Source organism: Shewanella sp. AS1 (genome assembly GCF_021412565.1).
Classification (GTDB): Bacteria; Pseudomonadota; Gammaproteobacteria; order Enterobacterales; family Shewanellaceae; genus Shewanella.
Genome location: NZ_JAKCLJ010000001.1, coordinates 828,623 through 852,788, shown reverse-complemented (window position 1 = coordinate 852,788; position 24,166 = coordinate 828,623). Strand labels below are relative to the sequence as shown.

The 24,166-nt window shown below is 50.0% G+C and carries 19 protein-coding genes; 10 read left to right on the top strand and 9 right to left on the bottom strand.

Going from position 1 to position 24,166, the window contains the following annotated elements; all coding sequences use genetic code 11:
- The first annotated feature begins 279 nt into the window (after nucleotides 1–279).
- The gene (locus LZP69_RS03755) at nucleotides 280–939 is read left to right on the top strand and encodes a response regulator transcription factor (RefSeq protein WP_234198836.1); all 660 of its coding nucleotides are present in this window, start codon (nucleotides 280–282) and stop codon (nucleotides 937–939) included.
- A 75-nt stretch (nucleotides 940–1,014) separates the two neighbouring features.
- Here the strand turns inward: LZP69_RS03755 and fghA are convergent, their stop codons facing one another.
- Together fghA and LZP69_RS03745 are read right to left on the bottom strand one after the other, a co-directional pair.
- On the bottom strand, nucleotides 1,015–1,857 hold the full coding sequence (gene fghA, locus LZP69_RS03750; protein ID WP_234198835.1) for an S-formylglutathione hydrolase: 843 nt from the start codon (nucleotides 1,855–1,857) through the stop codon (nucleotides 1,015–1,017).
- A 64-nt stretch (nucleotides 1,858–1,921) separates the two neighbouring features.
- Nucleotides 1,922–3,052, bottom strand: a complete 1,131-nt coding sequence (locus tag LZP69_RS03745) for an S-(hydroxymethyl)glutathione dehydrogenase/class III alcohol dehydrogenase (RefSeq protein WP_234198834.1) — start codon at nucleotides 3,050–3,052, stop codon at nucleotides 1,922–1,924.
- A 183-nt stretch (nucleotides 3,053–3,235) separates the two neighbouring features.
- Here LZP69_RS03745 and LZP69_RS03740 point away from each other — a divergent pair, with 183 nt between their 5' ends.
- Both LZP69_RS03740 and LZP69_RS03735 read left to right on the top strand, forming a co-directional pair.
- Nucleotides 3,236–4,105, top strand: a complete 870-nt coding sequence (locus tag LZP69_RS03740) for a LysR substrate-binding domain-containing protein (protein WP_234198833.1) — start codon at nucleotides 3,236–3,238, stop codon at nucleotides 4,103–4,105.
- Nucleotides 4,106–4,225: 120 nt separating this feature from the next.
- The gene (locus tag LZP69_RS03735; RefSeq protein ID WP_234198832.1) at nucleotides 4,226–4,414 is read left to right on the top strand and encodes a DUF3185 family protein; all 189 of its coding nucleotides are present in this window, start codon (nucleotides 4,226–4,228) and stop codon (nucleotides 4,412–4,414) included.
- A 131-nt stretch (nucleotides 4,415–4,545) separates the two neighbouring features.
- Here LZP69_RS03735 and LZP69_RS03730 read toward each other — a convergent pair whose 3' ends face one another.
- The 3 genes from LZP69_RS03730 to LZP69_RS03720 form a co-directional block, all read right to left on the bottom strand.
- Nucleotides 4,546–5,835, bottom strand: coding sequence for an NAD(P)/FAD-dependent oxidoreductase (locus tag LZP69_RS03730; protein ID WP_234198831.1), 1,290 nt, complete (start codon nucleotides 5,833–5,835; stop codon nucleotides 4,546–4,548).
- Nucleotides 5,836–7,536: 1,701 nt separating this feature from the next.
- Nucleotides 7,537–8,193, bottom strand: coding sequence for a fumarylacetoacetate hydrolase family protein (locus LZP69_RS03725; protein WP_234198830.1), 657 nt, complete (start codon nucleotides 8,191–8,193; stop codon nucleotides 7,537–7,539).
- A gap of 50 nt (nucleotides 8,194–8,243) precedes the next feature.
- Complete coding sequence (locus tag LZP69_RS03720; RefSeq protein ID WP_234198829.1) at nucleotides 8,244–11,669, bottom strand: hybrid sensor histidine kinase/response regulator; 3,426 nt, start codon at nucleotides 11,667–11,669, stop codon at nucleotides 8,244–8,246.
- A 178-nt stretch (nucleotides 11,670–11,847) separates the two neighbouring features.
- On the opposite strand from LZP69_RS03720, the gene acs reads away from it, so the two are divergent.
- The 7 genes from acs to LZP69_RS03685 all read left to right on the top strand — a co-directional run bounded on the left by acs (nucleotide 11,848) and on the right by LZP69_RS03685 (nucleotide 19,940).
- Nucleotides 11,848–13,800 (top strand): acetate--CoA ligase, encoded by a 1,953-nt coding sequence (acs, locus tag LZP69_RS03715; protein ID WP_234198828.1) that lies wholly within the window; start codon nucleotides 11,848–11,850, stop codon nucleotides 13,798–13,800.
- A gap of 325 nt (nucleotides 13,801–14,125) precedes the next feature.
- Nucleotides 14,126–15,151, top strand: a complete 1,026-nt coding sequence (locus tag LZP69_RS03710) for an efflux RND transporter periplasmic adaptor subunit (RefSeq protein ID WP_234198827.1) — start codon at nucleotides 14,126–14,128, stop codon at nucleotides 15,149–15,151.
- Nucleotides 15,152–15,184: 33 nt separating this feature from the next.
- On the top strand, nucleotides 15,185–18,451 hold the full coding sequence (locus tag LZP69_RS03705; RefSeq protein WP_234198826.1) for an efflux RND transporter permease subunit: 3,267 nt from the start codon (nucleotides 15,185–15,187) through the stop codon (nucleotides 18,449–18,451).
- 46 nt (nucleotides 18,452–18,497) lie between these two features.
- Complete coding sequence (locus LZP69_RS03700; RefSeq protein WP_234198825.1) at nucleotides 18,498–18,710, top strand: YgaP family membrane protein; 213 nt, start codon at nucleotides 18,498–18,500, stop codon at nucleotides 18,708–18,710.
- Between the two features lie 22 nt (nucleotides 18,711–18,732).
- Nucleotides 18,733–19,107, top strand: a complete 375-nt coding sequence (locus LZP69_RS03695; RefSeq protein ID WP_234198824.1) for a rhodanese-like domain-containing protein — start codon at nucleotides 18,733–18,735, stop codon at nucleotides 19,105–19,107.
- 172 nt (nucleotides 19,108–19,279) lie between these two features.
- Entirely contained in the window at nucleotides 19,280–19,603 is a 324-nt protein-coding gene (locus LZP69_RS03690) for a VF530 family DNA-binding protein (RefSeq protein WP_234198823.1), read from the top strand.
- A 55-nt stretch (nucleotides 19,604–19,658) separates the two neighbouring features.
- Nucleotides 19,659–19,940, top strand: a complete 282-nt coding sequence (locus LZP69_RS03685) for a hypothetical protein (RefSeq protein WP_234198822.1) — start codon at nucleotides 19,659–19,661, stop codon at nucleotides 19,938–19,940.
- Nucleotides 19,941–20,071: 131 nt separating this feature from the next.
- Here the strand turns inward: LZP69_RS03685 and ribA are convergent, their stop codons facing one another.
- The 4 genes from ribA to nrdD all read right to left on the bottom strand — a co-directional run bounded on the left by ribA (nucleotide 20,072) and on the right by nrdD (nucleotide 24,047).
- Nucleotides 20,072–20,698 carry a GTP cyclohydrolase II gene (ribA, locus tag LZP69_RS03680; RefSeq protein ID WP_234198821.1) on the bottom strand — a complete coding sequence of 209 codons (627 nt, stop codon included), beginning with the start codon at nucleotides 20,696–20,698 and terminating at the stop codon, nucleotides 20,072–20,074.
- Between the two features lie 232 nt (nucleotides 20,699–20,930).
- On the bottom strand, nucleotides 20,931–21,287 hold the full coding sequence (locus LZP69_RS03675; RefSeq protein ID WP_234198820.1) for a YibL family ribosome-associated protein: 357 nt from the start codon (nucleotides 21,285–21,287) through the stop codon (nucleotides 20,931–20,933).
- A gap of 83 nt (nucleotides 21,288–21,370) precedes the next feature.
- On the bottom strand, nucleotides 21,371–21,838 hold the full coding sequence (gene nrdG / locus LZP69_RS03670) for an anaerobic ribonucleoside-triphosphate reductase-activating protein (protein ID WP_234198819.1): 468 nt from the start codon (nucleotides 21,836–21,838) through the stop codon (nucleotides 21,371–21,373).
- A gap of 91 nt (nucleotides 21,839–21,929) precedes the next feature.
- Nucleotides 21,930–24,047, bottom strand: coding sequence for an anaerobic ribonucleoside-triphosphate reductase (gene nrdD, locus LZP69_RS03665; RefSeq protein ID WP_234198818.1), 2,118 nt, complete (start codon nucleotides 24,045–24,047; stop codon nucleotides 21,930–21,932).
- Nucleotides 24,048–24,166 lie beyond the last annotated feature (119 nt).

Below are 24,166 nucleotides of genomic sequence, written 5' to 3'. Positions count from 1 at the left end.
AGACTCTGGTCTAAAAGATAAAATCCAGCCTGCAGCGATAACAACAAGCACGAACGTAACAAATTCATAAAAAAGCGAATACCGTAAGTGAAATAGAGTAAATGACGTCTATTTCACTTACTTTCAGGCCAAACCCGCCCCTGATTTCAATAGAAAAGCTCAGCAAACCAGATTAACCACTCCCCCAGCCCTATCGGCAAGATAAAAACAAATGAACAAAAAGTGAATTATCTGTTACATTGGGATATCTTCAAATGCCAAAAAGATAATCACAAAGCAATGAAGCTCGAAAATCTAAATATTATCATCGCCGATGATCACCCCCTGTTCAGAAACGCACTGCGTCAGGCATTAAGCACATCCTTTGCCGACACCCAGTGGTTTGAGGCCGACAGTGCCGATGCCCTGCAATCCCTGTTAGAACAGAACGATACCCCCTATGATCTGGTGCTGCTCGACCTGCAGATGCCCGGCTCCCACGGTTACTCCACCCTTATTCACCTGCGCACTCACTATCCCGAGCTGCCTGTGGTGGTGATCTCAGCCCACGAAGATGCCCTAACCATCAGCCGTGCAGTCCACTATGGCAGCTGTGGTTTTATCCCAAAATCTGCCTCGATGGACACCTTAACCGACGCCTTAAGCGCCGTACTTTATGGCGATATCTGGTTACCGGCCAATATTGAGCTGGTCGAAATTAATGAAGATGCCACAGATCAGATGGCAAGCAAACTGGCGGATCTCACGCCACAGCAATACAAGGTGCTGCAGATGTTTGCCGAAGGTTTACTCAATAAACAGATAGCCTACGATCTCGGCGTGTCTGAAGCCACCATCAAGGCTCACGCCACCGCCATCTTCCGCAAGTTAGGGGTTCGCAACCGCACCCAGGCAGTGATCTCCTTGCAGCAGCTTGAGATGGACAAGGTCGAAATTTAACTTATTGATATTTTAAGTAAATAAAAAAGCCGAACTCCTGTTCGGCTTTTTACTGTCTTAATTTAAATATCCCCATTACCCCTTGAGATATTGGGCATGAAAAGAGAGGTGCTCATCGATAAAGCTGGCAATAAAGTAATAGCTGTGATCATAACCCTCCTGAATCCTCAGCTCCAGCGGATGCCCATTGAGCTTGGCCGCCTCCACTAAGGCCTGAGGCTGTAACTGCTCCTCGAGGAAATTATCACTACTACCCTGATCCACCAAAATAGGTAGCTTATGCTCGGCATGGCGCAGCAGTTCGCTGGCATCATACTCAGCCCAGGTATCACGATTCTTACCCAGATAATGGCTGAACGCCTTCTGGCCCCAAGGGCAATTAATGGGGTTAGCTATGGGGCTAAAAGCCGAAATCGATTGATACCGCTCCGGGTTCTTCAAGCCTATGGTCAAGGCGCCATGGCCGCCCATAGAGTGACCGGCAATACTGCGAAGCTCGCTCACGGGGAAGTGCTGCTCAATCAAGGCTGGCAGCTCGTGCACTACGTAATCATACATCTGGTAGTGTGCGCGCCAGGGCTCCTGAGTGGCATTAAGATAAAAGCCTGCACCTAGGCCAAAATCATAACTGCCGTCGGCATCATCGGGCACCCCTTCGCCTCTTGGGCTGGTATCGGGCGCCACTATGGCGATGCCAAGTTCGGCAGCCATACGCTGCGCCCCGGCCTTTTGCATAAAGTTTTCATCTGTGCAGGTCAGCCCAGACAGCCAGTAGAGCACTGGCACTGGCCCTTCACTGGCCTGAGGTGGCAGATAGATAGCAAAGCGCATCAGGCAATCTAAACTTGTCGATTGATGCTGGTACTGCTTGTGCCAACCACCAAAACTCTTGGTACTGCTGATGTTTTCTAAGGTCATAATTCACCTTCATAAAGCGGCCAGTTTACACAGGCCAGGGCCATAAGTTTTAGCTATTGATTCATTACTTATCGAAGTGAACGACTGAACGAATACTCTTACCCTCATGCATGAGATCGAACGCGCTATTGATCTCCTCAAGCGGCATAGTATGGGTAATAAAGTCACTGAGCTTAAACTCACCGCGCAGGTACTTTTCAACGATTTCAGGCAGCTCTGAGCGTCCCTTCACGCCACCGAAGGCACTGCCGCGCCACACACGGCCTGTAACCAACTGGAATGGACGGGTCGAGATCTCTTGTCCGGCACCGGCGACACCAATAATCACCGACTCACCCCAGCCCTTATGACAACACTCAAGCGCCGAGCGCATCACATCCACATTGCCGATACACTCGAACGAATAATCCACGCCGCCATCGGTCAGCTCAACAATCACCTGCTGAATTGGCTTGTCATGATCTTTAGGGTTGATGCAATCGGTCGCGCCCAGCTGACGGGCCAGTTCAAACTTACTCTCGTTGATGTCGATGGCGATAATGCGTGTCGCGCCTGCCATAGTCGCGCCAATAATGGCTGACAAGCCAATGCCACCGATACCGAAAATCGCTACGCTGGAACCTGGCTCAACCTTGGCCGTATTGAGTACGGCGCCCATACCTGTTGTCACGCCGCAGCCTAGCAGACATACCTCTTCCAGCGGCGCTTCTGGATTCACCTTCGCCAATGAAATTTCAGGCAGTACTGTGTACTCAGAGAAGGTAGAGCAGCCCATATAGTGGAAAATCGGCTCACCATCTTTGTAAAAACGGGTCGTGCCATCTGGCATTAAGCCTTTGCCTTGGGTTTCACGGATCTTCTGACACAGGTTGGTCTTGCCAGATTTACAGAACTTACACTCGCCGCACTCGGGTGTGTACAGTGGGATCACATGGTCGCCCACTTTTACGCTGGTCACCCCTTCGCCCACCATCTCGACAATACCGCCGCCTTCGTGGCCTAGAATGGCAGGGAACACCCCTTCAGGATCGTCGCCCGACAGGGTAAAAGCATCGGTATGACACACACCTGTTGCAACTATTTTCACCAGGACTTCACCGGCCTTAGGCAGCATCACATCCACCTCTTCTATCGATAGAGGTTGACCCGCCGCCCAGGCGATTGCCGCTTTGGATTTAATAAATTTATCTGCCATGTTAACCGCTCCATTTATTGGTTGAGTGTCCACATTCACTGTAGACCGTCTGCTTAAAATTGCCGTCACGCTAGGACGAAATAAGGCAAAGCGCCTCATCTCCCTACTCTACTCCCATTGTATTTATTTCTCTCACGATGATAATCTAGCTAAATCGCAAATGATTTTTACGAGATAGTAATAATGCAACACTGGGAAGGGGTCAGCGAATTTGTGGCGGTCAGCGAAACCGGCAGCTTTACCGCTGGGGCGAAACGCCTTGGGATCTCCACTGCACAGATAAGTCGCCAGGTCGGCGCCCTTGAGCGCAGGCTGGATACCAAACTGCTGTACCGCACCACACGTAAGGTGTCACTGACCGAAGAGGGAAATCTCTATTATCGCCATTGCCGTCAGGTACTCGACGCGCTAGAGGAAGCCGAGCGCGCCATAAGCAGCCTGAAGAATACTCCCCAGGGATTGCTGAAACTGACCGCGCCCGTGGCCTACGGCGAGAAATATATTCTGCCTCTGGTAAACGACTTTATGCTTCGCTACCCCAGCGTCGAGATGGAGGTGCAGCTGACCAACAAACAGATAAACCTTATCGACGGCGGGATAGATTTAGCCATTCGCATCGGCAAACTGGCCGATTCGAGCCTGATGGCTAAGCGTATCAGCCAGCGCACCAACTTTGTCTGCGCCTCCCCCGACTACCTCAAAACCTATGGCGAACCCCATACACTGTCGGAGCTGAGCCAGCATAACTGTTTAATCGGCAACTATGACTATTGGCGCTTTATCGATCAGGGGCGTGAACGCCAGGTGAAGGTGCGCGGCAGTTTAAGGTGTAATACCGGCCATGGATTAAGAGACGCCGCCTTAAAAGGCTTAGGCATCGCCCAACTGCCCAACTACTATATCAACCAGGATATCCATGCAGGTCGGCTTATCCCACTGTTAAAGGCTTATCAGGAGCCACACGAGGGGGTCTGGGCGCTCTATCCGCAAAACCGTCACCTGTCGCCTAAAGTCAGGCTCATGGTGGAGTATTTAGAAGCACGTCTCCCCTGAAAGCGCCCCTTAGAAATTAAGTTTGCAAAAAAGTATCAAAAAATGTGATGCTTACCTAGGCGATGACAGCCAAAACCATCTACATTTACTTTCACTAAATTGACCTTTTGGAATCAAAATATGAATAAAATTTTAGGTATTGTGCTTATCATTGCGGGCGTGGCATTGGCCATCTGGGGCTATAACATCTTCGATTCGGCCAGCTCTCAATTCAGCCGCGCCTTCAGCGGTGATGCACCTATCGAAGCCTGGGCCGGCATGATAGGCGGCGCCGTCTGTATCTTAGTGGGCATAATGAAAGTTAAATAAGCTTGTTTACCACAGCTTTCCACACACATTCAGCTTTGTTGTAAGTTAACGCTTGCTGCAGAGCTGAATTTGCAACACGGCCTAAAACGGTATTTTCTCTTGTCTTTGGCTCAACGAATCTTGTCTAGGACTCAACGAAAATGCTCCATCATACGGTAATAGAGCATTCCCAGCGCCATCCCTTGATTTCCTAGCCATTCACCGACGGGCAGACGGATCTGTTTCATATTGGCGAATAGATCAAACTCATGCAGCTGCCCTCTGATGGCATGGCTCATGATCTCCCCCATAATGTGGGACGTCGCCACCCCGTGCCCGGAATAGCCCTGACAATAAAACACATTTGGCGAGATCTTCCCCAGCTGAGGAATGCGATTCACCACTATGCCCGCCATGCCTGTCCACTGAAACTCTATCTCTACGCCTTTGAGCTTTGGAAATGTCCGTTCAATTGCAGGTCTAAGCTCGGCGGCCACATCCTTCGAGTCCCTCCCCGAATAGTTAGTCCCGCCGCCAAACATCAGGCGGTGATCCGCCGTCATGCGGTAATAGTCGAGCACGAAACGGCTATCATAAACCGCTACATCATGGGGGTTTAGCTGTTTAGCCAGCTCAGGATCTAATTGAACCGTAGCGCAGTTTCCAAGGGACGCGGGAAACAGCAAGCCCCCCAATTTATTGCGCGCCAGTTTATGATAAGCGTTACCGGCGAGCAGGGCACTATGCGCACGAATTTGCCCCTTGGTCGTTTTGACCAAAAGATGATCACCATCCTGAATATCGAGTACCTGAGAATGCTCGAAAATCTTTGCGCCCAAAGAGTCAGCCGCCCTCGCCTCGCCGATACACAGGTTGACCGAGTGCAGATGCATATTGCGTTTATTGAGTAAGCCACCAAAATAAAGCGGCGTATCCAGATAATCACCTATCTCACTTTTAGTGAGCAGGGTCAGCTCATCGCCCATGCCGCGCCTGACACCCTCATCGAAGGTCGAGCGCATCTGCGCCATATGCCCAGGTTTATAGGCAGTATGCAGATGACCGAATTTTAAATCGCACTCGATTTGGTATTTCTCTACTCTACGCTTGATGATCTCATGGCCGCGCCAGCGCAGGTTCCAGACAAACTCTTCCGCTTCCAAGCCGATACGATTACGCAGCTGTTTAACCATGGCATTATCGCCCGACAAACTGCCCGTCACCTGCCCCCCGTTTCTGCCCGTCGCGCCCCAGCCGATTTTGTTCGCCTCAAGCAAGGCCACCTTTATCCCTTGTTCACTTAACTCCAGTGCGGTTGCAACGCCGGTAAAACCACCGCCGATAATCACCACATCCACCTCAAACTCGCCTTCAAGCTCGGGATAGTCGGTTTCATGGTCAATAGTGGCATTGTAATAGGAGGGGCAACGGGGCTGTGACATCAGGCATCCTTAATGATGATTCATGTGAAGTTTGACTTTGAAATTTTGTTTTATATTTTTTACAAATCGTTTGATATTCGAGTATATCGAAATGATGTGAAGGGTCAATAACAGAAATGCTCCCCTGCATAAGCTTCTGTATTATCTCCTGCATAGAAGGCGATACAGTGGTTAAGTTCAGGTGGACAAGTTTAGGTAACGACTTGAGGGAAATTCGCTTGGGATAAGGGCTTAGGCTTTGGGGCTTAGGGCTTTGACTAACACACTTTGGGGAAATGCACAGCTTAGCTAGACTTACGCAAACCGCTCAAGACCTCCCTGTTCGCTTACACGAGGCCATCCATGACCTCGTATGTTTGCTCCATTCTACCTAAGCAGCTCACTCGAACTTCGGCGGTCATGAGTCGATTTATGTGTTTTATTGAAAGTTTTTGGCGAGAAATGAGATTTTTCGCTGAACCTAACTCATTCAAAAAATTAATGTGTAACGCTTTGCTAAGTGGCAATTTACAGTTGGCTAAACTTGCGCGAAGCGCCAAGCCAACTGTTAATTGTCCCAGTGAGTTTATGAACGAACTTGAGCAACTTGTTATAAGCCATTTGTTGCTACTCTTTGCCCGCAATGAATACAAACTATTGAACCTGAAAACCAGTGCCATACTACTTTGTCCCAACTACCGCTTGAAGCTGGATGAGACGCCTTGAAACCTTGAATTGTTAAGCACTTATTACAATGTGGGCATCGATTGAAATAAGCTAAAACTATGTGAACCAATACTGCTATAAAGAATGCCCCAAAGATATACAACATGACTGAAACACTGGAATTAGATCCAGAAAAAACCTTAAAGTAGATCAACGAACAAACAAATGTAAATAATAGCGCCCATGAAATAAATACGCTTATAACATCTAATTTTCCTAATGTTGATTTGTTCACCGATGTTCCTTATGGCTTATAACAGCTTATTGCGCGAATTTCCGGTTATGGAAGTTATCCACAGCTCAGTTCTCTTCACACCATTAAGTATTTTATTAAACAATAGCAGTAACTTATCAGCTGTATTTGCCTCTGGCAATGGATCAATGTCTCAGATAAAACGTGCCATTACTTATTCGAGCCTTGGCGGGCTCGTTATGCCATTTTTCGATTATTGAACTATCAAACACCTAGGCGATATTTCTGCATAACCGAGCCATTCTCTTTCAATACATAGCGTGCCATCGGGTATTTGACCACGGCAAATTGAGTTTGAAATAAGTACAACCAACTTAGCATTTACTCGCTACTCAATGTGAATACCGCATAATTGAAGCTATTGAATGGCCAAGTGTAGATGCGGCTGAGGGTGTCGAAAACAAGGCTGAAAATGTTCCCGACATTTCTCAGCATTTCCTCCCTCCTTGGAGGTCAGATGTTTTCGTTAAGCGGCCATGGATGGCGAAAAGCGTCCCGAAGCAGCGTCTGCACTGAGCTCACAGATAGATCAATTTGAAAGCATTCTCTCCATCCTTGGAGGTCAGCTGAAAATGTTCCCGACATTTTTCGGCATTCCCAACATCCATGTCGGTCAGATGCGGAAAGCGCCCCGAAGCAGCGTCTGCACTAAGGTCACCCCTTCACTTTTGAACAATGGGGATATGAGCTCCATTACTATAAAAAGAGCATCATTACCCCAGAGGTCAGGCTTAGTTAGTTCGTTAGCTAGCAACCCAACTCACCTGAGTGAGTAAGGTGTTTTGGCTAAACAGCGACAGGGTCAACTCATCTTTGGCTTGTATTACCCCCACCCCTTTGGGTGTGCCTGTCATGATAATATCGCCGTCGATTAGCGTCATAAATTCGCTGATTTCTGCCAAAATGGCTTGAGGTTTGTTCATCATCAGACTGACATCCCCCTGCTGACGTAACTCACCATTAATTTGCAGCGTAAAGGAGAGTGAATCCAGCCCTTCATTTAGACCGCCATCAAGCTCAATACTTAGATCAACAAACTGGCTAAACAGCGCCGAACCATCGAAGCTTTTGGCGCGCTCCCAGGGAAGTGACTTGGCTTTAAGCTCGCTTTGCAACTGTCTCTTGGTCAAGTCTAACCCCACTCCTACAGCATGCAGGGCGCCATTTTTCACCATAAAGCAGAGCTCGGCTTCATAGTGCAGTGGCTCTTGATGAACACTCTTCAGCTGGCTTGAAATAGCCGAGTTAGGTTTAACAAACAGCACCATCTGCTCTGGGATCTCATTGGCGAGCTCATGGATATGATCCACATAATTTCGCCCCACACACACCACTTTACTGGGGGTAATTTGACATGTTTCCTCTGTTTTACTTCGATAATGAACCTGTTGTAATTGCACTATGCTTTTCCTTTTAAAGACGTCCTTAACTGAGATGGTGATTTAATCTGTTACTTCTTGATCAGGCTAGAGATCAAGGCTCGCAGCGCCGCCGGTTTAATCATCTTGGCCATATAGTGATAGCCACGGCGTTCAATATCTTCAATTAGTTCTTTATTAGTATTAGCTGTGATCAACACCCCCGGCAGATGGACGCCATAGAGGGCGCGGATCCCATCCATGGCATCGACGCCATTCTGGCCATGATCCAGATGGTAGTCTGCCAGCACGATTTCGGGCGCGACCCCTTTAAGACCAAGCTTAATGCGCGCATCGGCCAGATCGCTGGCGCAGATCACCTCACACTGCCAGCGGCTGAGCAGGCTCTCAAGTCCAGCCAGAATCGCCTCTTCGTTATCGATACAGAGCACCTTCACCCCCGCAAGGGAGTGCATAATCAGATTCGGTTTCTTCACCGCCACCACATGGGACTTGTCGCCTAGGGGCACGGTAATGGAGAACATCGAGCCTTGCCCGAGTTTGGATGCCACCTTGATATCATGATCCAGCACCCGGGAGATGCGATCGGCGATGGCCAGTCCCAACCCTAGGCCGCTAACGCTCTTACTCTCTGGGTTTTCCAGACGCTTAAACTCTTTGAAGATCTCTTTAAGTTCCTTCTTGGCGATACCGCAGCCGGTGTCTAGCACCTGGATCTCCAGCGCGCCCTGACGATGGCGACACCCCAGCAACACCCGATTCCCCTTGGCATAACGGTAAGCATTGGTCAGGAAGTTTTGCACTATACGGCGCAGCAGGCTTAAGTCGGAATTGATGGTCACGTTACTCGGTACCATAGAGAAACTGATGCCATAATCTTTGGCCATGGCATCGAACTCGACCGACAGGCCTTCGAGCAGTTCGGAGACAGAAAAATCACGCCGATTAACCTCCACCAAGCCCGAGTCCAGCTTGGAGATATCGAGCAAATCTGTGAGTAGCTCTCCGGCAATTTTCAATGAACTATTGACATGAGAAAGTGTGGTGCGCCCCTCGTTATCTAAGTGGGGATATTGCGCCAGAGACGCGGTAAACAGGCGCGCGGCGTTCAGGGGCTGCATCAAGTCATGACCCACGGCTGCGAGGAAGCGGCTCTTAGAGGCGTTAGCATTCTCCTCCTGCGCCTTGGCCTCAAGTAACTGACTGTTAAGCATGGCCAGCTCATAGGTACGCTCTTTAACTCGCGCCTCCAGGGTCTCGTTATACTCCTGCAGCGCCTTGGCTTGTGCACGGTACTGAGTAATGTCGGTAAAGGTCATCACAAAGCCGCCACTGGGCATAGGATTGCCCTGAATTTTAATCACCTTGCCATCTTGCCGCTCACGCTCAGACACATGGGCTGTGCCGTTTTTCATGTGCTGCATCCGCTTAGCCACATGCTCTTCAACATCCCCTTCGCCGCAATAACCCCGTTTGGCATTAAAGCGGATCACCTCGGCGATCGGCATCCCCTGCTGTAAAAAATCATCCGGATACCCATACAGCTCAGCGTATTTGTAGTTCCAGGCCACCAGATTAAACTCTTTATCGACCACACTCATCCCCTCGTAAGCATGTTCGATTGCGCCGCGCAGCATATCCTGACTGAGAATAATTTTCGATGAGGCCTCATCCACCAGATTAAACACCTCATCGAGGGCCAGATCGCGGCCCTGCAATACAGAGTCCATCACCAGGGCGGCGCTCGAGCCCCCTAATACCCCGGCTAACATATGCTCGGTATGGGCGATAAGCTCAGGAGAAGCCACCTTATGCCAACTGTCGCTGCGCACCGCATCATCAGAAAAACGGGAAAAGCTCTCATAGGCTCGGGTCGGACTAACGAAGCGACTGGCGAGGATCAAGAGATCTTGCTGGGATATAGGTGTCGAGCGCCGACTGGTACTGTTTTTTAGCTGGCCGGGTGTCACAAAGGCACTGGCCTGAATACGTTCGGCTACCCCTGCCCTAAACCAGATAGAGCCCAAAATATAGCAACACAGGTTGGCCACTAATGCCGTTAATATGTCGCGCACATTGGTATTTATCGAACCAAGCAGGCTCTGGTGATTTTCGAGAATTCCACTTATCTCGCCCATGCCCTGCACCAGGATATAGCACCAGAGACCAAAGCCCACCAGCAAGCCCAAATAGACACCGCGCCGATTGCCATGTTTCCAATACATGCCGCCCACCAAGGCTGGCGCCAGCTGGGCGAAGGCACCAAATGAAAGCATTCCCAAGGTTGAGAGCGAGTCACTATCCATGAAGGTGAGGTAGCTGAAATAGCCTAATGCAAGGATGCAAATAATTGCGACTCGGCGCGCATTGAGGAGAAAATGAGAAAACTGACTGAAATTTTTCTGGCGGATCTTGCCCGAATGCAATAGCAGGGGCACCAGCCATTCATTACTCACCATCACGCTAATGGTCACCACAGCCACTATTAGCATACCAGTGGCGGCAGATAGGGTTCCTAAGAGTGCAATTAAGGCAATCGCAGGATGCTCAAGCGCCAGCGGCAAATTAATCACATAAGTATCGGCGGCGACACTGTCACCTAAGAGTATTTTACCCGCCAAGGCGAGCGGCGCCACAAACAGACCAAACAGCAGCAGATAGAGCAGAAACAGCCACCTGCCCTTGAGCAAGGTTTTCTCGTCGACACATTCGACCATAGTCACGTGGAACTGGCGCGGCATACAGAGAAATGCCGCCATCCCCACCAGTAACTGCGGCATCAGGTATTCAAGCCGCAGATGAGGATTATTGATAAGGCCTCTTGTTTCAGCCCTCTGCCAAATATCATTAAAGCCATCGAAGAAACCAAAACAAACCACTATCCCCACTAGCAGGAAAGCACCGAGTTTCACCAGAGACTCAAAAGCGATGGCCAGCATCATGCCTGGATTATGCTCGGTGGCATCGAGCTTGCGGGTACCAAATAAGATGGCAAATACAGCTAATAATACTGTGACGATTAAGGAGACTTTGGCACCGTTATAGGGGGAGGATTCTGGCTGAAACAGATTTAAACTGAACACCATGGCCTTTAGCTGCAAGGCGATGTAAGGCATGATGCCGAATAAAGCAATTAAGGTCACCAGCGCCGCTATGGTCTGGGACTTACCATAACGGGCAGCGATAAAGTCGGCCACCGAGGTAATGTTCTGCGCTTTGGTCACTATCACCATCTTGCGCAGTAGGCCAAAACCAAACAGGAAAATCAGCATGGGGCCGACAAAGATAGGCAGAAACGACCAGAGATCCTGCGCCGATTGCCCCACAGTGCCGAGAAAACTCCAGGAGGAGCAGTAAACCGCCAGACTTAAGCCGTAGATCCAGCTCTGTATTTTTTTGGTGATCCCACTAAACCAGCGCTCAGCCCCCCAGGCCAGTAAGAAAAGTAATGACACATATAAAATAGCTATCACGCCCACAACTAGGGTCAAGTTCATAGGTTTTCCGTTTTTTTTATTATCTCACGCTAAACTCTAGGCTAAATCTATCGCAAAAATCATCGCAAAACACTAAAAATTAAAGATATTTTTATTGATAGACCAAGGTCTAATAGAGCAAAGTCATCCAAGCAATTCATACTTCTACTATGCATCATAAGTAATAAAAGGAAGTCAGATGAGCACGCAGTCTCTCTATAAAGTGCCAAGCGGCATCGCCAATAAAGCACACATTAACGAAGAAAAATACAAAAAAATGTATCAGGAGTCAGTAGTCAATCCTGACGGTTTTTGGAGAGAACATGGTCAGCGCATCGATTGGATTAAGCCTTACACTCAGGTAAAGCAAACCTCCTTTGATGACCATAATCTCTCAATTAACTGGTTCTATGACGGCACCCTTAACGCATCGGTTAACTGTCTCGACAGGCATTTGGAGAAAAATGCCGACAAAGTAGCGATTATCTGGGAAGGGGATGACGCAGCGCAGCAGCGCACCCTCACCTATGGCGAACTTCACAAAGAAGTGTGTAAATTTGCCAATGCCCTTCGCAGCCAGGGCGTGCGCCGCGGCGATGTAGTTACTGTTTATATGCCTATGGTGCCGGAAGCCGCCGTGGTGATGCTGGCCTGTGCCCGCATTGGTGCCATTCACTCTGTGGTCTTTGGTGGCTTCTCGCCGGACTCTATCGCCTCGCGGGTGATCGATGGCAAGTCAAAAGTCATAGTCACCGCCGATGAAGGGGTGCGTGGCGGCCGTACTATTCCACTCAAAGCCAATATAGATGCCGCTCTGTCTCATCCCGATGTGACGACAGTCGAGAAAGTGATTGTACTTGAGCGCACCGGCAATAAGGTCAACTGGGTTGAAGGTCGCGACATCAAGTGGGGCTCCTTGATGGACACAGCCTCTGAGCATTGTGTACCCGAAGAGATGGGCGCAGAAGACCCCCTATTTTTACTCTATACCTCAGGCTCAACCGGTAACCCTAAGGGGGTACTGCACACCACAGGTGGTTACATGGTGTACGCCTCTATGACCCACGAATATGTGTTCGATTATAAAGAGGGTGAGATCTACTGGTGCACTGCTGACGTAGGTTGGATCACTGGCCACTCCTATATGGTCTATGGCCCGCTGGCCAACGGTGCAACCATTTTAATCCACGAAGGGGTGCCCAACTATCCAACCCCTGCCCGTTTAGGAGAGATGGTCGACCGTCATAAGGTCAATATTCTCTATACGGCACCGACCCTTATTCGCGCCCTGATGGCCGAAGGCAAGGAGCAGTTTGACGGTTTCGATGGCAGATCCTTGCGCATCATGGGTTCTGTGGGCGAACCCATCAACCCAGAAGCCTGGCGTTGGTATCATGAGGTGATAGGCCATGAGCATTGCCCTATCGTCGATACCTGGTGGCAAACGGAAACTGGCGGGATTTTGATCACCCCGCTGCCCGGCGCCACAGACACTAAACCCGGCTCGGCCACTCGCCCCTTCTTCGGCGTACAGCCTGCGCTGGTAGACAACATGGGTAACATCTTGGATGGCGCGACCGAAGGTAATCTGGTGATCCTAGATTCCTGGCCGGGTCAGATGCGTACCGTTTACGGCGATCACGAACGCTTCGCCCTCACCTACTTCAAGACCTTCCGCGGCATGTATTTCACCGGCGACGGTGCCCGCCGTGACGAAGATGGTTACTACTGGATCACCGGCCGGGTCGATGACGTGATTAACGTCTCTGGCCACCGCTTAGGCACAGCCGAAGTCGAAAGTGCTCTGGTTTCCCACGAGCATGTGGCCGAGGCTGCGGTTGTGGGTTACCCACACGACATCAAGGGACAGGGGATCTACGCCTATGTGACCCTTACCAAGGGCACAGAGGAGAGCGAGGAGCTGCGCCAAGAACTGCGCCAATGGGTTCGCAAAGAGATTGGCGCCCTGGCGACACCGGATCTGATCCAGTGGGCCGGCGGTCTGCCTAAGACCCGCTCGGGCAAGATCATGCGCCGCTTCCTGCGTAAGATCGCGGCTAACGAAGTGACCAACTTAGGTGATGCCTCTACCCTGGCGGATCCTGCGGTTATCGATACGCTGATCGAGACCCGTCTTAACCGCAGCGAGTAATCCGCTCTTAGAAAGGCTTGAAAGCTAAAGCCTTAAACTTTAAACAAAAATCCAGTGATAGACTCACTGGATTTTTTTATGCTCAGTCGCTATTCACAGCCCAAACAATCTCGCAGCTTACGATGAAAAATTTGCCAAAACCTGACTTGGGATAATAGACGGCAAGTTCGACAGGAAAAATCCGTTAAGCGGTTAATAATTAGACTATATTTGACCTAACTCAATCAAAGACAATATTCATCGTATTTTTCTAATAAATGATTGCACTCATCATTAAAGTCCATTAGAATTTTCTTATGAATATTAGCGAATGCGATTAAACCCTATGAATATTTCCAAGCGATTTGTCTCTTTCCTGCTAACCTGCACCGCCATTTGTGCAAGCGCTGCCAGTCTTGCCGCGCCTGTTAACACCCTGACGTTAAAGTCAGAACCGCAGCAGCAATGGTTAACCTTAGATGCCCAGCTTGAAGCCACTAAGGCGGCAACGGTTTCGGCGCAGACATCGGGTCGCATCATCAAGATCTATTACGACATTAACGATGTGGTTCCCCTGGGGGCACCTTTACTTGAGATCACCAGCAAGACCCAAGGGGCTGAGCTGGCCGCCGCCGAAGCTGATTACGCCAGAGCCGTGGCTCAGAATGAGGAGACGCAAAAACAGCGACGTCGCTTCGAAGCCTTATTTCCACAAGGCGCTATCTCTCAGGGCGACATGGATCAGGCCATCGCCAATGCCCGCGCAGCCAAGCAAGCTGTCACTGCCGCCAAGGCGCGCATAGTGCAGGCCAACGAGTCGCTGCAATACACTGTGGTCAGCGCGCCATTTTCCGGCATAGTCACCCAAAGGTATGTAGAGCAAGGGGAAACAGTGTCTCCCGGTCAGGCACTGCTGAGCGGTTTCTCCACCGAGCAGATGCGCGCCGTTACTTACATTCCCCAGCGCTATATCGGCGCCCTGCGAAAGCAGACCTCGGTGGAGATCTTGCTTGAGGATAAGCGCACGATTCAGGCCGATGAGCTGACTATCTTTAACTTTGTTGACCCGAGCAGTTACAGCTATCAAGCCAGGATCACCCTGCCTAAATCCCTGCCGGATCTGATGCCTGGCATGTGGGTCAAAGCCAAGTTTGCCACGGGTGAGCGCAGTCGGCTCTCTGTGCCCAAGTCTGCGGTGAGTTACCAAAATGAACTCAGTGGTGTCTATCTGCAGCAGGGAGACAAATTCCAGCTGACCCAAGTGCGCCTGGGCGCAGAACATGAAGGCTATGTGGATGTGCTGTCTGGACTGGCCGATGGCGATGTGATCGCCACCGATGCCGCTCAGATCTTGCTTAATCTCAACCAATAATGGCACAGCGCATTTCGAGGAGTGGAAAATAAGATGAGTTCACCGCAGTTACCCAGTGACAATCAATCGCAATTCGAGCAGAGCAAAGGGCTCGGCTTCTCCGGCCGCCTAGCGCAACTGTTTCAGCTCAGTGCCATCACCCCTCTGCTGGCGCTGCTGGGGATCTTACTCGGGCTGTTTGCTATTCTGGTCACCCCAAAAGAGGAAGAGCCTCAGATAGATGTCACCTTTGCCGATGTCTATGTGCCTTTCCCTGGCGCGACACCGAGCGAAGTGGAGCAGGTCGTTACCCAGCCGATGGAGCAGGTGCTGTCGCAGATAAAAGGGGTCGATACCCTCTATTCTTTCTCTCAGCCCGATGGCGCCATGATTATTGTCGTTTTCGAGGTGGGGATCCCCCGCAACGAGGCGATAGTCAAACTCTATAACCAGATCTACTCCAACAAGGATAAGGTCGCGACGCAGGCCGGTGTCGGCGAGCCACAGATAAAACCCAGAGGCATAGATGATGTGCCTATCGTCAGCCTGACGCTCTGGTCAAAATCCAAGGCACAGTCGGCCGAGCAGCTCACCCAGATTGCCAACGGTCTGGCCACTGAGATCAAGCGCCTGCCCGGTACCCGTGAGATAGAGATAGTGGGCAGCCATGAGTTAACCCTCAATGTGCGTATCGATGCCGCCAAGATGAACTTCTATGGCCTCACCTATGATGCCATCAATCAAAGTCTTGGCAGCAATAATAGTGTCTCTATGCCGGTTTCCCTGATCCAGGATAATCAGCAGATCAAGGTGCAAACCGGTCAGTTCCTGCAATCCCAGCAGGAAGTTGAGCAACTTGTCGTCGCCGTGCATCAAGATGAAAATGGCAAGAGTGTGCCCGTCTACCTTGGCGATATTGCCAGCATCAGCCTTGGCAGCGATATTCCTACACAGTACGCCTGGCACAGCGATAAACAGGGCGTCTACCCTGCCGTCACCCTGGCCATTGGCAAGCAGCCGGGGGAAAACGCCGTCGATATTGCCAACAATATTCTGGCCCATCTGGACAGGGTTGATAACATACTGCTGCCCAAAGATGTCAACATCAGCCTGTCGCGCAACTATGGCCAAACCGCCGGCGATAAGGCCAATACCCTGATTTTAAAACTGATCTTTGCCACTACGGCCGTCATCATACTGGTGTTTCTCACCATGGGACTCAGAGAAGCTGCGGTGGTGGGCATAGCGATTCTTATTACCTTGGCTATTACCCTGTTCGCTTCCTGGGCCTGGGGCTTTACCCTCAACCGTATCTCCTTGTTCGCGCTGATCTTCTCTATCGGGATTCTGGTGGATGATGCCATAGTGGTGGTGGAGAATATTCACCGCCATATGGCGCTGGGTAAACACTCATTTAAGACCTTGATCCCAGTCGCGGTCGACGAGGTGGGCGGCCCGACGATTCTGGCCACCTTTACTGTGATCGCCGCCTTGATGCCCATGGCCTTTGTTTCGGGTCTGATGGGCCCCTATATGAGCCCTATTCCCATCAATGCCAGCATGGGAATGCTGATCTCCCTTGCTATCGCCTTTATCGTCACCCCTTGGCTGGCGACTAAACTGCTCAAGCATAAAAAGGAGCACCCTAAAGGGGATGAACACACGCCAGAGAAAGCCGATGAAAAATCAACGGCCATGATGAAGCTGTTTACCCGCCTGATCGCCCCCTTTGTGAAAGGGGCTCACTCAGGCAAGGCCAGAATAGGACTCGCTGGTGCTATCGCACTGCTGATATTCATGGCCATCAGCCTGCCAGTAGCGCAGTTGGTGGTGTTAAAGATGCTGCCTTTTGACAATAAATCTGAGTTTCAGGTGATGGTGGATATGCCAGAAGGCACGCCAGTCGAGCAGACTCAGCGAGTGCTCAAGGCGCTGGGACAGACGCTCAATCAAGTGGAAGAGGTCGATAACTATCAGCTCTATGCCGGTACCAGTGCACCGATGAATTTTAACGGTCTGGTGAGACACTATTTCTTAAGGCTGAGTCAGGAGCTGGGGGATATTCAGGTCAACTTAGTAGACAAGTCGCATCGAGATCGCGACAGCCATACTATCGCCTTAGATGTCAGGCAGGCACTGCAGGCGGTAGCCAAACAATATAATGCGGCGATCAAAGTGGTCGAAGTGCCACCTGGTCCGCCAGTTTGGTCACCGATTTTAGCCGAAGTCTATGCCCCCACTGCCGCGCTGCGTGAAAAAGCGGCCAGGGAGATTGAGCAGCTATTTCATCAGACGCCAGACGTGGTCGATATCGACATCTATCTGCCTGCAACGCAGCAAAAATGGCAGGTGTATATCGACCGCACTAAGGCCAGCATGATGGGCGTGCCCTACAAGAATATCGTGGATCTGGTTGCCACCTCCGTTGGCGGTAAGGCCGTTAGCTATCTGCATAAGCCCCACCAGCAAAAGCCAGTGCCGATTAAACTCCAGCTGGATGAAGATGCCAAGGTGGATCTTGAGCAGGTGCTCAATCTGAAACTGACCACCTCAAAAGGCGGCGCCGTGCCAGTGTCTGAGCTGGTGCATATCAACAAGACTCAGATAGATGCGCCCATTATTCACAAGAATATGATCCCCATGATCATGGTGGTCGCCGATATGGCAGGCCCACTGGACAGCCCCCTTTATGGCATGTTCGAGATGGCCGCCGATATCGATGCAGAGAATGGTCTGGGCTTTGATCAACACTTTATCCATCAACCTACCGGGCTGGATAAAGTCGCTGTGCTCTGGGATGGCGAGTGGAAAATCACCTATGAAACCTTCAGAGACATGGGCATAGCCTATGGCGTGGGCATGATAGCCATCTACCTGCTAGTGGTGGGTCAGTTCCGCTCATACACAGTGCCGCTGATCATCATGGCGCCTATTCCGCTGACCATAATAGGTGTGATGCCCGGCCATGCCCTGCTTGGTGCACAGTTCACAGCCACCTCCATGATAGGCATGATCGCCCTTGCGGGGATCATAGTGCGTAACTCCATCTTATTAGTTGATTTTATCAATCATGAGACGGCGTCCGGTGTGCCGCTGGAACAGGCGGTGATCCACTCGGGCGCCGTGCGTGCTAAGCCCATTATGCTGACAGGGCTTGCGGCCATGATTGGCGCCCTGTTTATTCTCGACGATCCTATCTTCAATGGCCTGGCCATCAGTCTAATCTTCGGGATATTAGTATCAACCTTGCTGACTTTAGTCGTGATCCCTGTGCTCTATTACAGTGTGATGCGAAAAAAGTTAGCCAAAATGGCTGAGTAATCGCCCAGCCATTGCCAATATTAATAGTTAAATCAAGGAGCTTAACATGTCAGTCGAACGTAGTATTATGGCTTTTGCCGGTTTTATGGTGTTATTGTCATTAGTTCTCACAGCCTTAGTGAGCCACCACTTTATCTGGCTTACCGCCTTCGTTGGCGCTAACCTGTTTCAAAGTGCCTTTACCGGTTTCTGCCCTGCCGCTATGGTAATGAAGAAATTTGGCGTTAAAACTGAGGCCGAAATCGCCAAGAAGGCATAAACTTATAGAATAAGGAGACAAGATGACTAGCCTACTGAATCGAATCATATCCCTGAGTACCCTGCTGTTTATCGCCGTGATAAGCCTGAATCAGAGTGCGCTTGCCCACGACAAAACCACAGATGTGACTTGGCAATTGATCCAGAATGGCGCCTTAGTCGTCGATGTCCGTACTCCTGAGGAGTTCAATCAGGGTCATTTAGATAACGCCATCAATATCCCCTACGAGAGCATTGCTGACGCCTTCACTAAACAAAATATCGCCAAAGACAGAAATGTGGTGGTCTATTGCCGCAGTGGCCGCCGCAGCGGTATCGCCCAGGAGAGTCTAATCAAGCTGGGCTATCAACATGTGCACAACGGCGGGGGTTATCAGCAGTTAATGGCAGAGAAATAACTGGCTAAATAACTGGTTAAGTAATTAAGCGTCTTAGGCCCACCTCAGTGTGGGCCTGATTTTTTATCTGCCGCTGACGCGACGCAAAAATAAGGTTAGCCTGTTATCAGGCAGCATAAACCGACAATAACCTGATATAATCAAACCAATTTCAATCGACACCTTAACTGATATGACTCAAGCGAATAATCCCCTCCACGGCATCAAACTGGAACAGCTGCTCAACGATCTTGTGGATCACTATGGTTGGGATGAACTGGGAGTCCGGATCAATATTCGCTGTTTTAATCATGACCCCAGTATCAAATCCAGTCTGAAATTTTTACGCAAGACCCCTTGGGCCAGGGAAAAAGTGGAGCATCTTTACCTAAAGATGAATCATCTGCCACTGCCCAAGCCTAAAACGGCAATCGCTGAGCGCTCGACGCCCCCCGCCAACAACAAGTCAGAACCAAGCGAAAACGGCGTCAATGCCCATATCTGGGGAAAAGAGTAACAAACAGCCGGGTTAAAATAATAAACCAGGGATTTTTGCTGAAGGTAGGGGAAATATGAATTTGATAAAGGAGTGGTTCTGCGTCAATTTAGGCGATGCCATCATATCCCACTCCAAATTAACCGCGCACCAGAATCACTTAACCCAAGTGTATGAAGCATACGATAAACCTAGCAATATGCTCGCTGTATATAGTTATGAATCGCAAGAACTTCATTGCCAAATAACCCTGTTCCTTACGGCAGAATTTCAACAAGCTGCGATGCTAGAAGGTGCCGCTAGGTGCCGCGAACCCGATCTGCGCAACACAAGTTATTTAGCGGGTAACGCCCCATAGATTGAGAAAGATGAGTAGTGAATATCAATGCCATTTATAATGCTTCTCAAATAAATGGTTGCCGAACACTCACTAAAAAAGCCAATTCTTACGAATTGGCTTTTGTCATTTCAGCTTCACCCAACAGTGATTCATAACGGCTGATCATCGTCCTCTTGGACAAAATGATGCTCAGACATCATATGCCCAAGCTCAGTCGACTTGGTTTTCAGATAGGCTTCGTTGTAACGGTTCTTACCCACTTGCAGGGGCACACGCTCAAGAACTTCGATACCTAGCTCTTTCATCGCTTTGACTTTACGGGGATTATTGGTCATCAGCTTCACCTGATGCACACCAATCTGTTCCAACATGGGCTTGATCATGTCGTATTTGCGCATATCGGCATCGAAACCCAGCTGCACATTGGCTTCCACCGTATTGGCACCGCCATCTTGCAGCTCATAGGCGCGGATCTTGTTGAGCAGGCCTATGCCACGCCCTTCCTGTCGCAGATACAGAATAAACCCCTGGCCCGCTTCGGCTATGTTCTGCATTGCGGTCTGTAGCTGGAAGCCGCAATCACAACGCAGGCTAAAAAGCGCATCGCCAGTCAAACATTCAGAATGGATCCGTCCCAGCATAGGCTTATTGGCGTCCAGCTCACCCAAAGTTAATGCCACATGCTCTTTGCCTGTGTCAGTATCTTCAAACCCATGCATGGCAAATACGCCCCAGGGGGTTGGTAACTTTGAAGTCGCGACATACTTAATCGACATGAAATAACCTTTACTACTTGCTCGGTCAGAGACGTTAGCTGGGATCAGTTAAGACGGATAATGCATCTGTGTCCCACCATTTGGGTGAGCATTCTATGCCTTTTTATCCGTCAGTGAAACTGCCATGTGATCCTATCTGTGGCTCACAGGAAAAATAAACTGAAGATCCGTGGGCACTCGCCCCTATTTTTGATAGGGCCAGGCGAGTGTACCAAGGACATGAAAATCGATCTTAGAACACCTTAGGCGCATAGCCTGTCACTTTGGTCAAGCCCATTTCACGTCCTAGCGCCGTCATGGGATGTACCACCACCAGACCCCGAACCGATTTTTTCAGCTTACCCATATCGGCCTGCTCAGCCTTAGTAAGTTCACGGCTGAAAGGAAGCGATTTGACATCGCTGCCCTTCTTATTGAGCAAGCGAGTCTGTTGATTCTTGACACTGGCGATCTGCTTAGTTACAGCATTAATCTCTTGTTTAAACTGCAACACCACCGCCTGATCGCCACGTTTCTCGGCAGCACTCAGTTTACGACGGTACTTGTCGAGACGATCATTAAGTTGCTGTAACTCTTGCTTTAAATTCATTAATTTGCCTTTAAATAACCACTACGACCCAATTATCAGGCCACTATTTCACCAATAATCTTGATTCGCTTGGGATTATAGCACTATTGATGTAAATGATGGATCTCTTGATTGCTGCTGCCACGAAATTGCAGACTGGGATCGGCAAGGGCCTGTTCGAATTTTCCATCGACTAGGACATCAATATACTCAAGCACTTGCTTCTGCTGCTCGTTAAGCTCGGCCAATCTATAACCAGTCCAGAGCCAGATATCCTTGCCTGGGCATGCAGCTTTGACCCGTTTCACCAGCGCCAGTACAGCCGCCACATTTTGCGGATAGAGGGGATCGCCCCCAGTCAGGGACAGACCACGGCGTTTGACCCGAGTATCCTGTAGATCTCTGATTATCTGCTCACTCAGCGCCTCATCAAATCGATGACCCGAGTCTGGGCTCCAAGTCGACTGATTATAACAGCCACGGCACTGATGCTCGCAGCCGGAGACAAATAAGGTGGCACGGGTTCCGGGCCCATTGACCACATCAATAGGAAAATATTGCTGATAATTCATTTATTCAACCTCAATCTAATCAGGCTGTGACTCAAAAGGCGCCCAGAGGCGCCTTGAATGAGAAACGTCGAGCCCAGTTCAGGTAAACACCTTAAAGGTGCTTAACCCTGCGCTTCACCTCTTCCTGCTTACCATAGTTAAAGGGTCTGGCATCCGGGCTGCCAAGATAACCACAGACTCGGCGGGTGACCGACACTCGGCTCGGCTCATGGTTGCCACACTTAGGACAGGTAAAGCCTTTACTGGTACAGCTAAACTCGCCGGTAAAGCCGCAATCGTAACATTCATCGATTGGGGTGTTCGTGCCGTAGTAAGGCACGCGGCTGTAACTGTAATCCCATACATCTTCGAGCGCTTCAATATTCTGCTGCATATTGGGGTATTCACCGTAGCAGATAAAACCGCCGCTGGTGAGGCTGGGGTATGGCATCTCAAAGTCTAACTTATCGTAAGGATTGACCTTCTTCTCCACATCCAAGTGGAAACTATTGGTGTAGTAACCGCGATCCGTCACGCCCTCTAGCACGCCAAAGGCTTTGGTATCCAGCTTACAGAAACGGCTGCAGAGGTTCTCGCTCGGGGTGCTGTAGAGACTAAAGGCATAACCAGTCTCTTCACGCCAGCGCAATGTCGCCTCTTTAAGGTGCTCGATGATCTTGATGGCTTTGCCCCGCATCTGCTCGCTATCGAACAGATGCGTCTTTGTGCCATAGAGGGCATTAACCGTTTCATGCAGGCCGATATAGCCCAGTGAAATGGAGGCACGGCCATTTTTAAAAATCTCGCTGATCTCTTCATCGGCGCGCAGGCGCACACCACAGGCACCTTCCATATAAAGGATGGGGGCCACACGGGCTTTAACCCCTTGCAAGCGTTCGATACGAGTATCTAAGGCGCGGCGGGCAACCTCGAGGCGCTTATCTAAGATGGCAAAGAATTTGGCTTCATCGCCCTTAGCTTCGATGGCAACCCTTGGCAGGTTAAGGCTGACAACCCCCAAGTTGTTGCGCCCTTCATGCACCAGCTCGCCTTCTTTCTCATAAGTCCCTAGAAAGCTGCGACAACCCATTGGGGTCTTAAAGGAGCCTGTGACCTTCTCAACCTGTTCATAGTTAAGGATATCGGGATACATGCGCATGCTGGCGCATTTCAGTGCCGTCTGCTTAATATCATAATTGCAGTCGCCACTCTTATGGTTAATCCCATCACGGATAGCAAACACCAATTTAGGGAACACGGCCGTCTTGCGGTTCTTACCCAGCCCCGTCATGCGCACCTTAAGGATGGACTCTTGGATCAGGCGCGATTCCCACGAGGTACCTAAACCAAAACCAAAGGTCACAAAAGGTGTTTGTCCATTGGCAGTATGCAAGGTATTGACCTCATACTCCAGAGACTGGAAGGCATCGTGACACTCTTTCTCAGTTTGCGAAATGGCGAAGGCTTTGGCATCTGTGATCCCCCACTTCAGGGCGATCTGATAATGCTTGTCATAACTCTTAGCGACATAAGGTGCCAACACTTCATCGATACGATTGATCGTGGTACCACCATAGATGTGGCTGGCGACCTGGGCGATGATCTGCGCCGTGACTGCCGTGGCTGTCGAGATAGATTTAGGGGTTTCAATCTCGGCATTACCCATCTTAAAGCCCTGGGTCAACATGCCGCCTAAGTCTATCAACATGCAGTTGAACATGGGGAAAAACGGCGCGTAATCCAGATCGTGATAATGGATCTCCCCCGACTCGTGGGCGGCGACCACATCCTTTGGCAGAATATGGCGCGTGGCATAATGTTTGGCCACGATACCCGCCAGTAGATCCCTTTGGGTTGGGATCACTTTCGAGTCTTTATTGGCATTTTCGTTTAATAGCGCGGCATTGCTCTGCTCCACCAGACCGCGAATGTCACGGTTAAGGCGACTACTGAGTTCACGGTGTACATCTCTGTCATGGCGATATTCGATATACACACGGGCAAGAGCCTTGTATGGCCCTTCCATCAGCTGATTTTCAACCGCATCTTGCAGATCATGGATATCCACTTCCTCTACGTCTGCCATCAATTGTCTTACCTGGCTGGCGACTTGGGTTGCGTAGGTAACATCATCAATACCTGCTGAGTTCGCCGCTGCGATAACGGCATCCCTGATCCTTGTTTCGTCAAATGGCGTGCGGTAACCATCCCGCTTAATAACTACTGGCATTGTCAATCTCTCCCCTACGAACGTTTAAAATAACACCACATATAGTGTCATTTAAGCACACAAGCACAATATATAGCGTATTAAGCTACAAACTAAATGGAACTACCTTGATCCAGATC

What these genes read in the sequence shown, in the direction of transcription:
- LZP69_RS03685 (WP_234198822.1), top strand. Translation starts at nt 19,659, where the DNA reads ATGAATTTGATAAAGGAGTGGTTCTGCGTCAATTTAGGCGATGCCATC.
- nrdD (WP_234198818.1), bottom strand. Translation starts at nt 24,047, where the DNA reads ATGCCAGTAGTTATTAAGCGGGATGGTTACCGCACGCCATTTGACGAA.
- LZP69_RS03695 (WP_234198824.1), top strand. Translation starts at nt 18,733, where the DNA reads ATGACTAGCCTACTGAATCGAATCATATCCCTGAGTACCCTGCTGTTT.
- LZP69_RS03690 (WP_234198823.1), top strand. Translation starts at nt 19,280, where the DNA reads ATGACTCAAGCGAATAATCCCCTCCACGGCATCAAACTGGAACAGCTG.
- nrdG (WP_234198819.1), bottom strand. Translation starts at nt 21,838, where the DNA reads ATGAATTATCAGCAATATTTTCCTATTGATGTGGTCAATGGGCCCGGA.
- LZP69_RS03740 (WP_234198833.1), top strand. Translation starts at nt 3,236, where the DNA reads ATGCAACACTGGGAAGGGGTCAGCGAATTTGTGGCGGTCAGCGAAACC.
- fghA (WP_234198835.1), bottom strand. Translation starts at nt 1,857, where the DNA reads ATGACCTTAGAAAACATCAGCAGTACCAAGAGTTTTGGTGGTTGGCAC.
- LZP69_RS03730 (WP_234198831.1), bottom strand. Translation starts at nt 5,835, where the DNA reads ATGTCACAGCCCCGTTGCCCCTCCTATTACAATGCCACTATTGACCAT.
- LZP69_RS03710 (WP_234198827.1), top strand. Translation starts at nt 14,126, where the DNA reads ATGAATATTTCCAAGCGATTTGTCTCTTTCCTGCTAACCTGCACCGCC.
- ribA (WP_234198821.1), bottom strand. Translation starts at nt 20,698, where the DNA reads ATGTCGATTAAGTATGTCGCGACTTCAAAGTTACCAACCCCCTGGGGC.
- LZP69_RS03700 (WP_234198825.1), top strand. Translation starts at nt 18,498, where the DNA reads ATGTCAGTCGAACGTAGTATTATGGCTTTTGCCGGTTTTATGGTGTTA.
- LZP69_RS03705 (WP_234198826.1), top strand. Translation starts at nt 15,185, where the DNA reads ATGAGTTCACCGCAGTTACCCAGTGACAATCAATCGCAATTCGAGCAG.
- LZP69_RS03755 (WP_234198836.1), top strand. Translation starts at nt 280, where the DNA reads ATGAAGCTCGAAAATCTAAATATTATCATCGCCGATGATCACCCCCTG.
- LZP69_RS03735 (WP_234198832.1), top strand. Translation starts at nt 4,226, where the DNA reads ATGAATAAAATTTTAGGTATTGTGCTTATCATTGCGGGCGTGGCATTG.
- LZP69_RS03675 (WP_234198820.1), bottom strand. Translation starts at nt 21,287, where the DNA reads ATGAATTTAAAGCAAGAGTTACAGCAACTTAATGATCGTCTCGACAAG.
- acs (WP_234198828.1), top strand. Translation starts at nt 11,848, where the DNA reads ATGAGCACGCAGTCTCTCTATAAAGTGCCAAGCGGCATCGCCAATAAA.
- LZP69_RS03720 (WP_234198829.1), bottom strand. Translation starts at nt 11,669, where the DNA reads ATGAACTTGACCCTAGTTGTGGGCGTGATAGCTATTTTATATGTGTCA.
- LZP69_RS03745 (WP_234198834.1), bottom strand. Translation starts at nt 3,052, where the DNA reads ATGGCAGATAAATTTATTAAATCCAAAGCGGCAATCGCCTGGGCGGCG.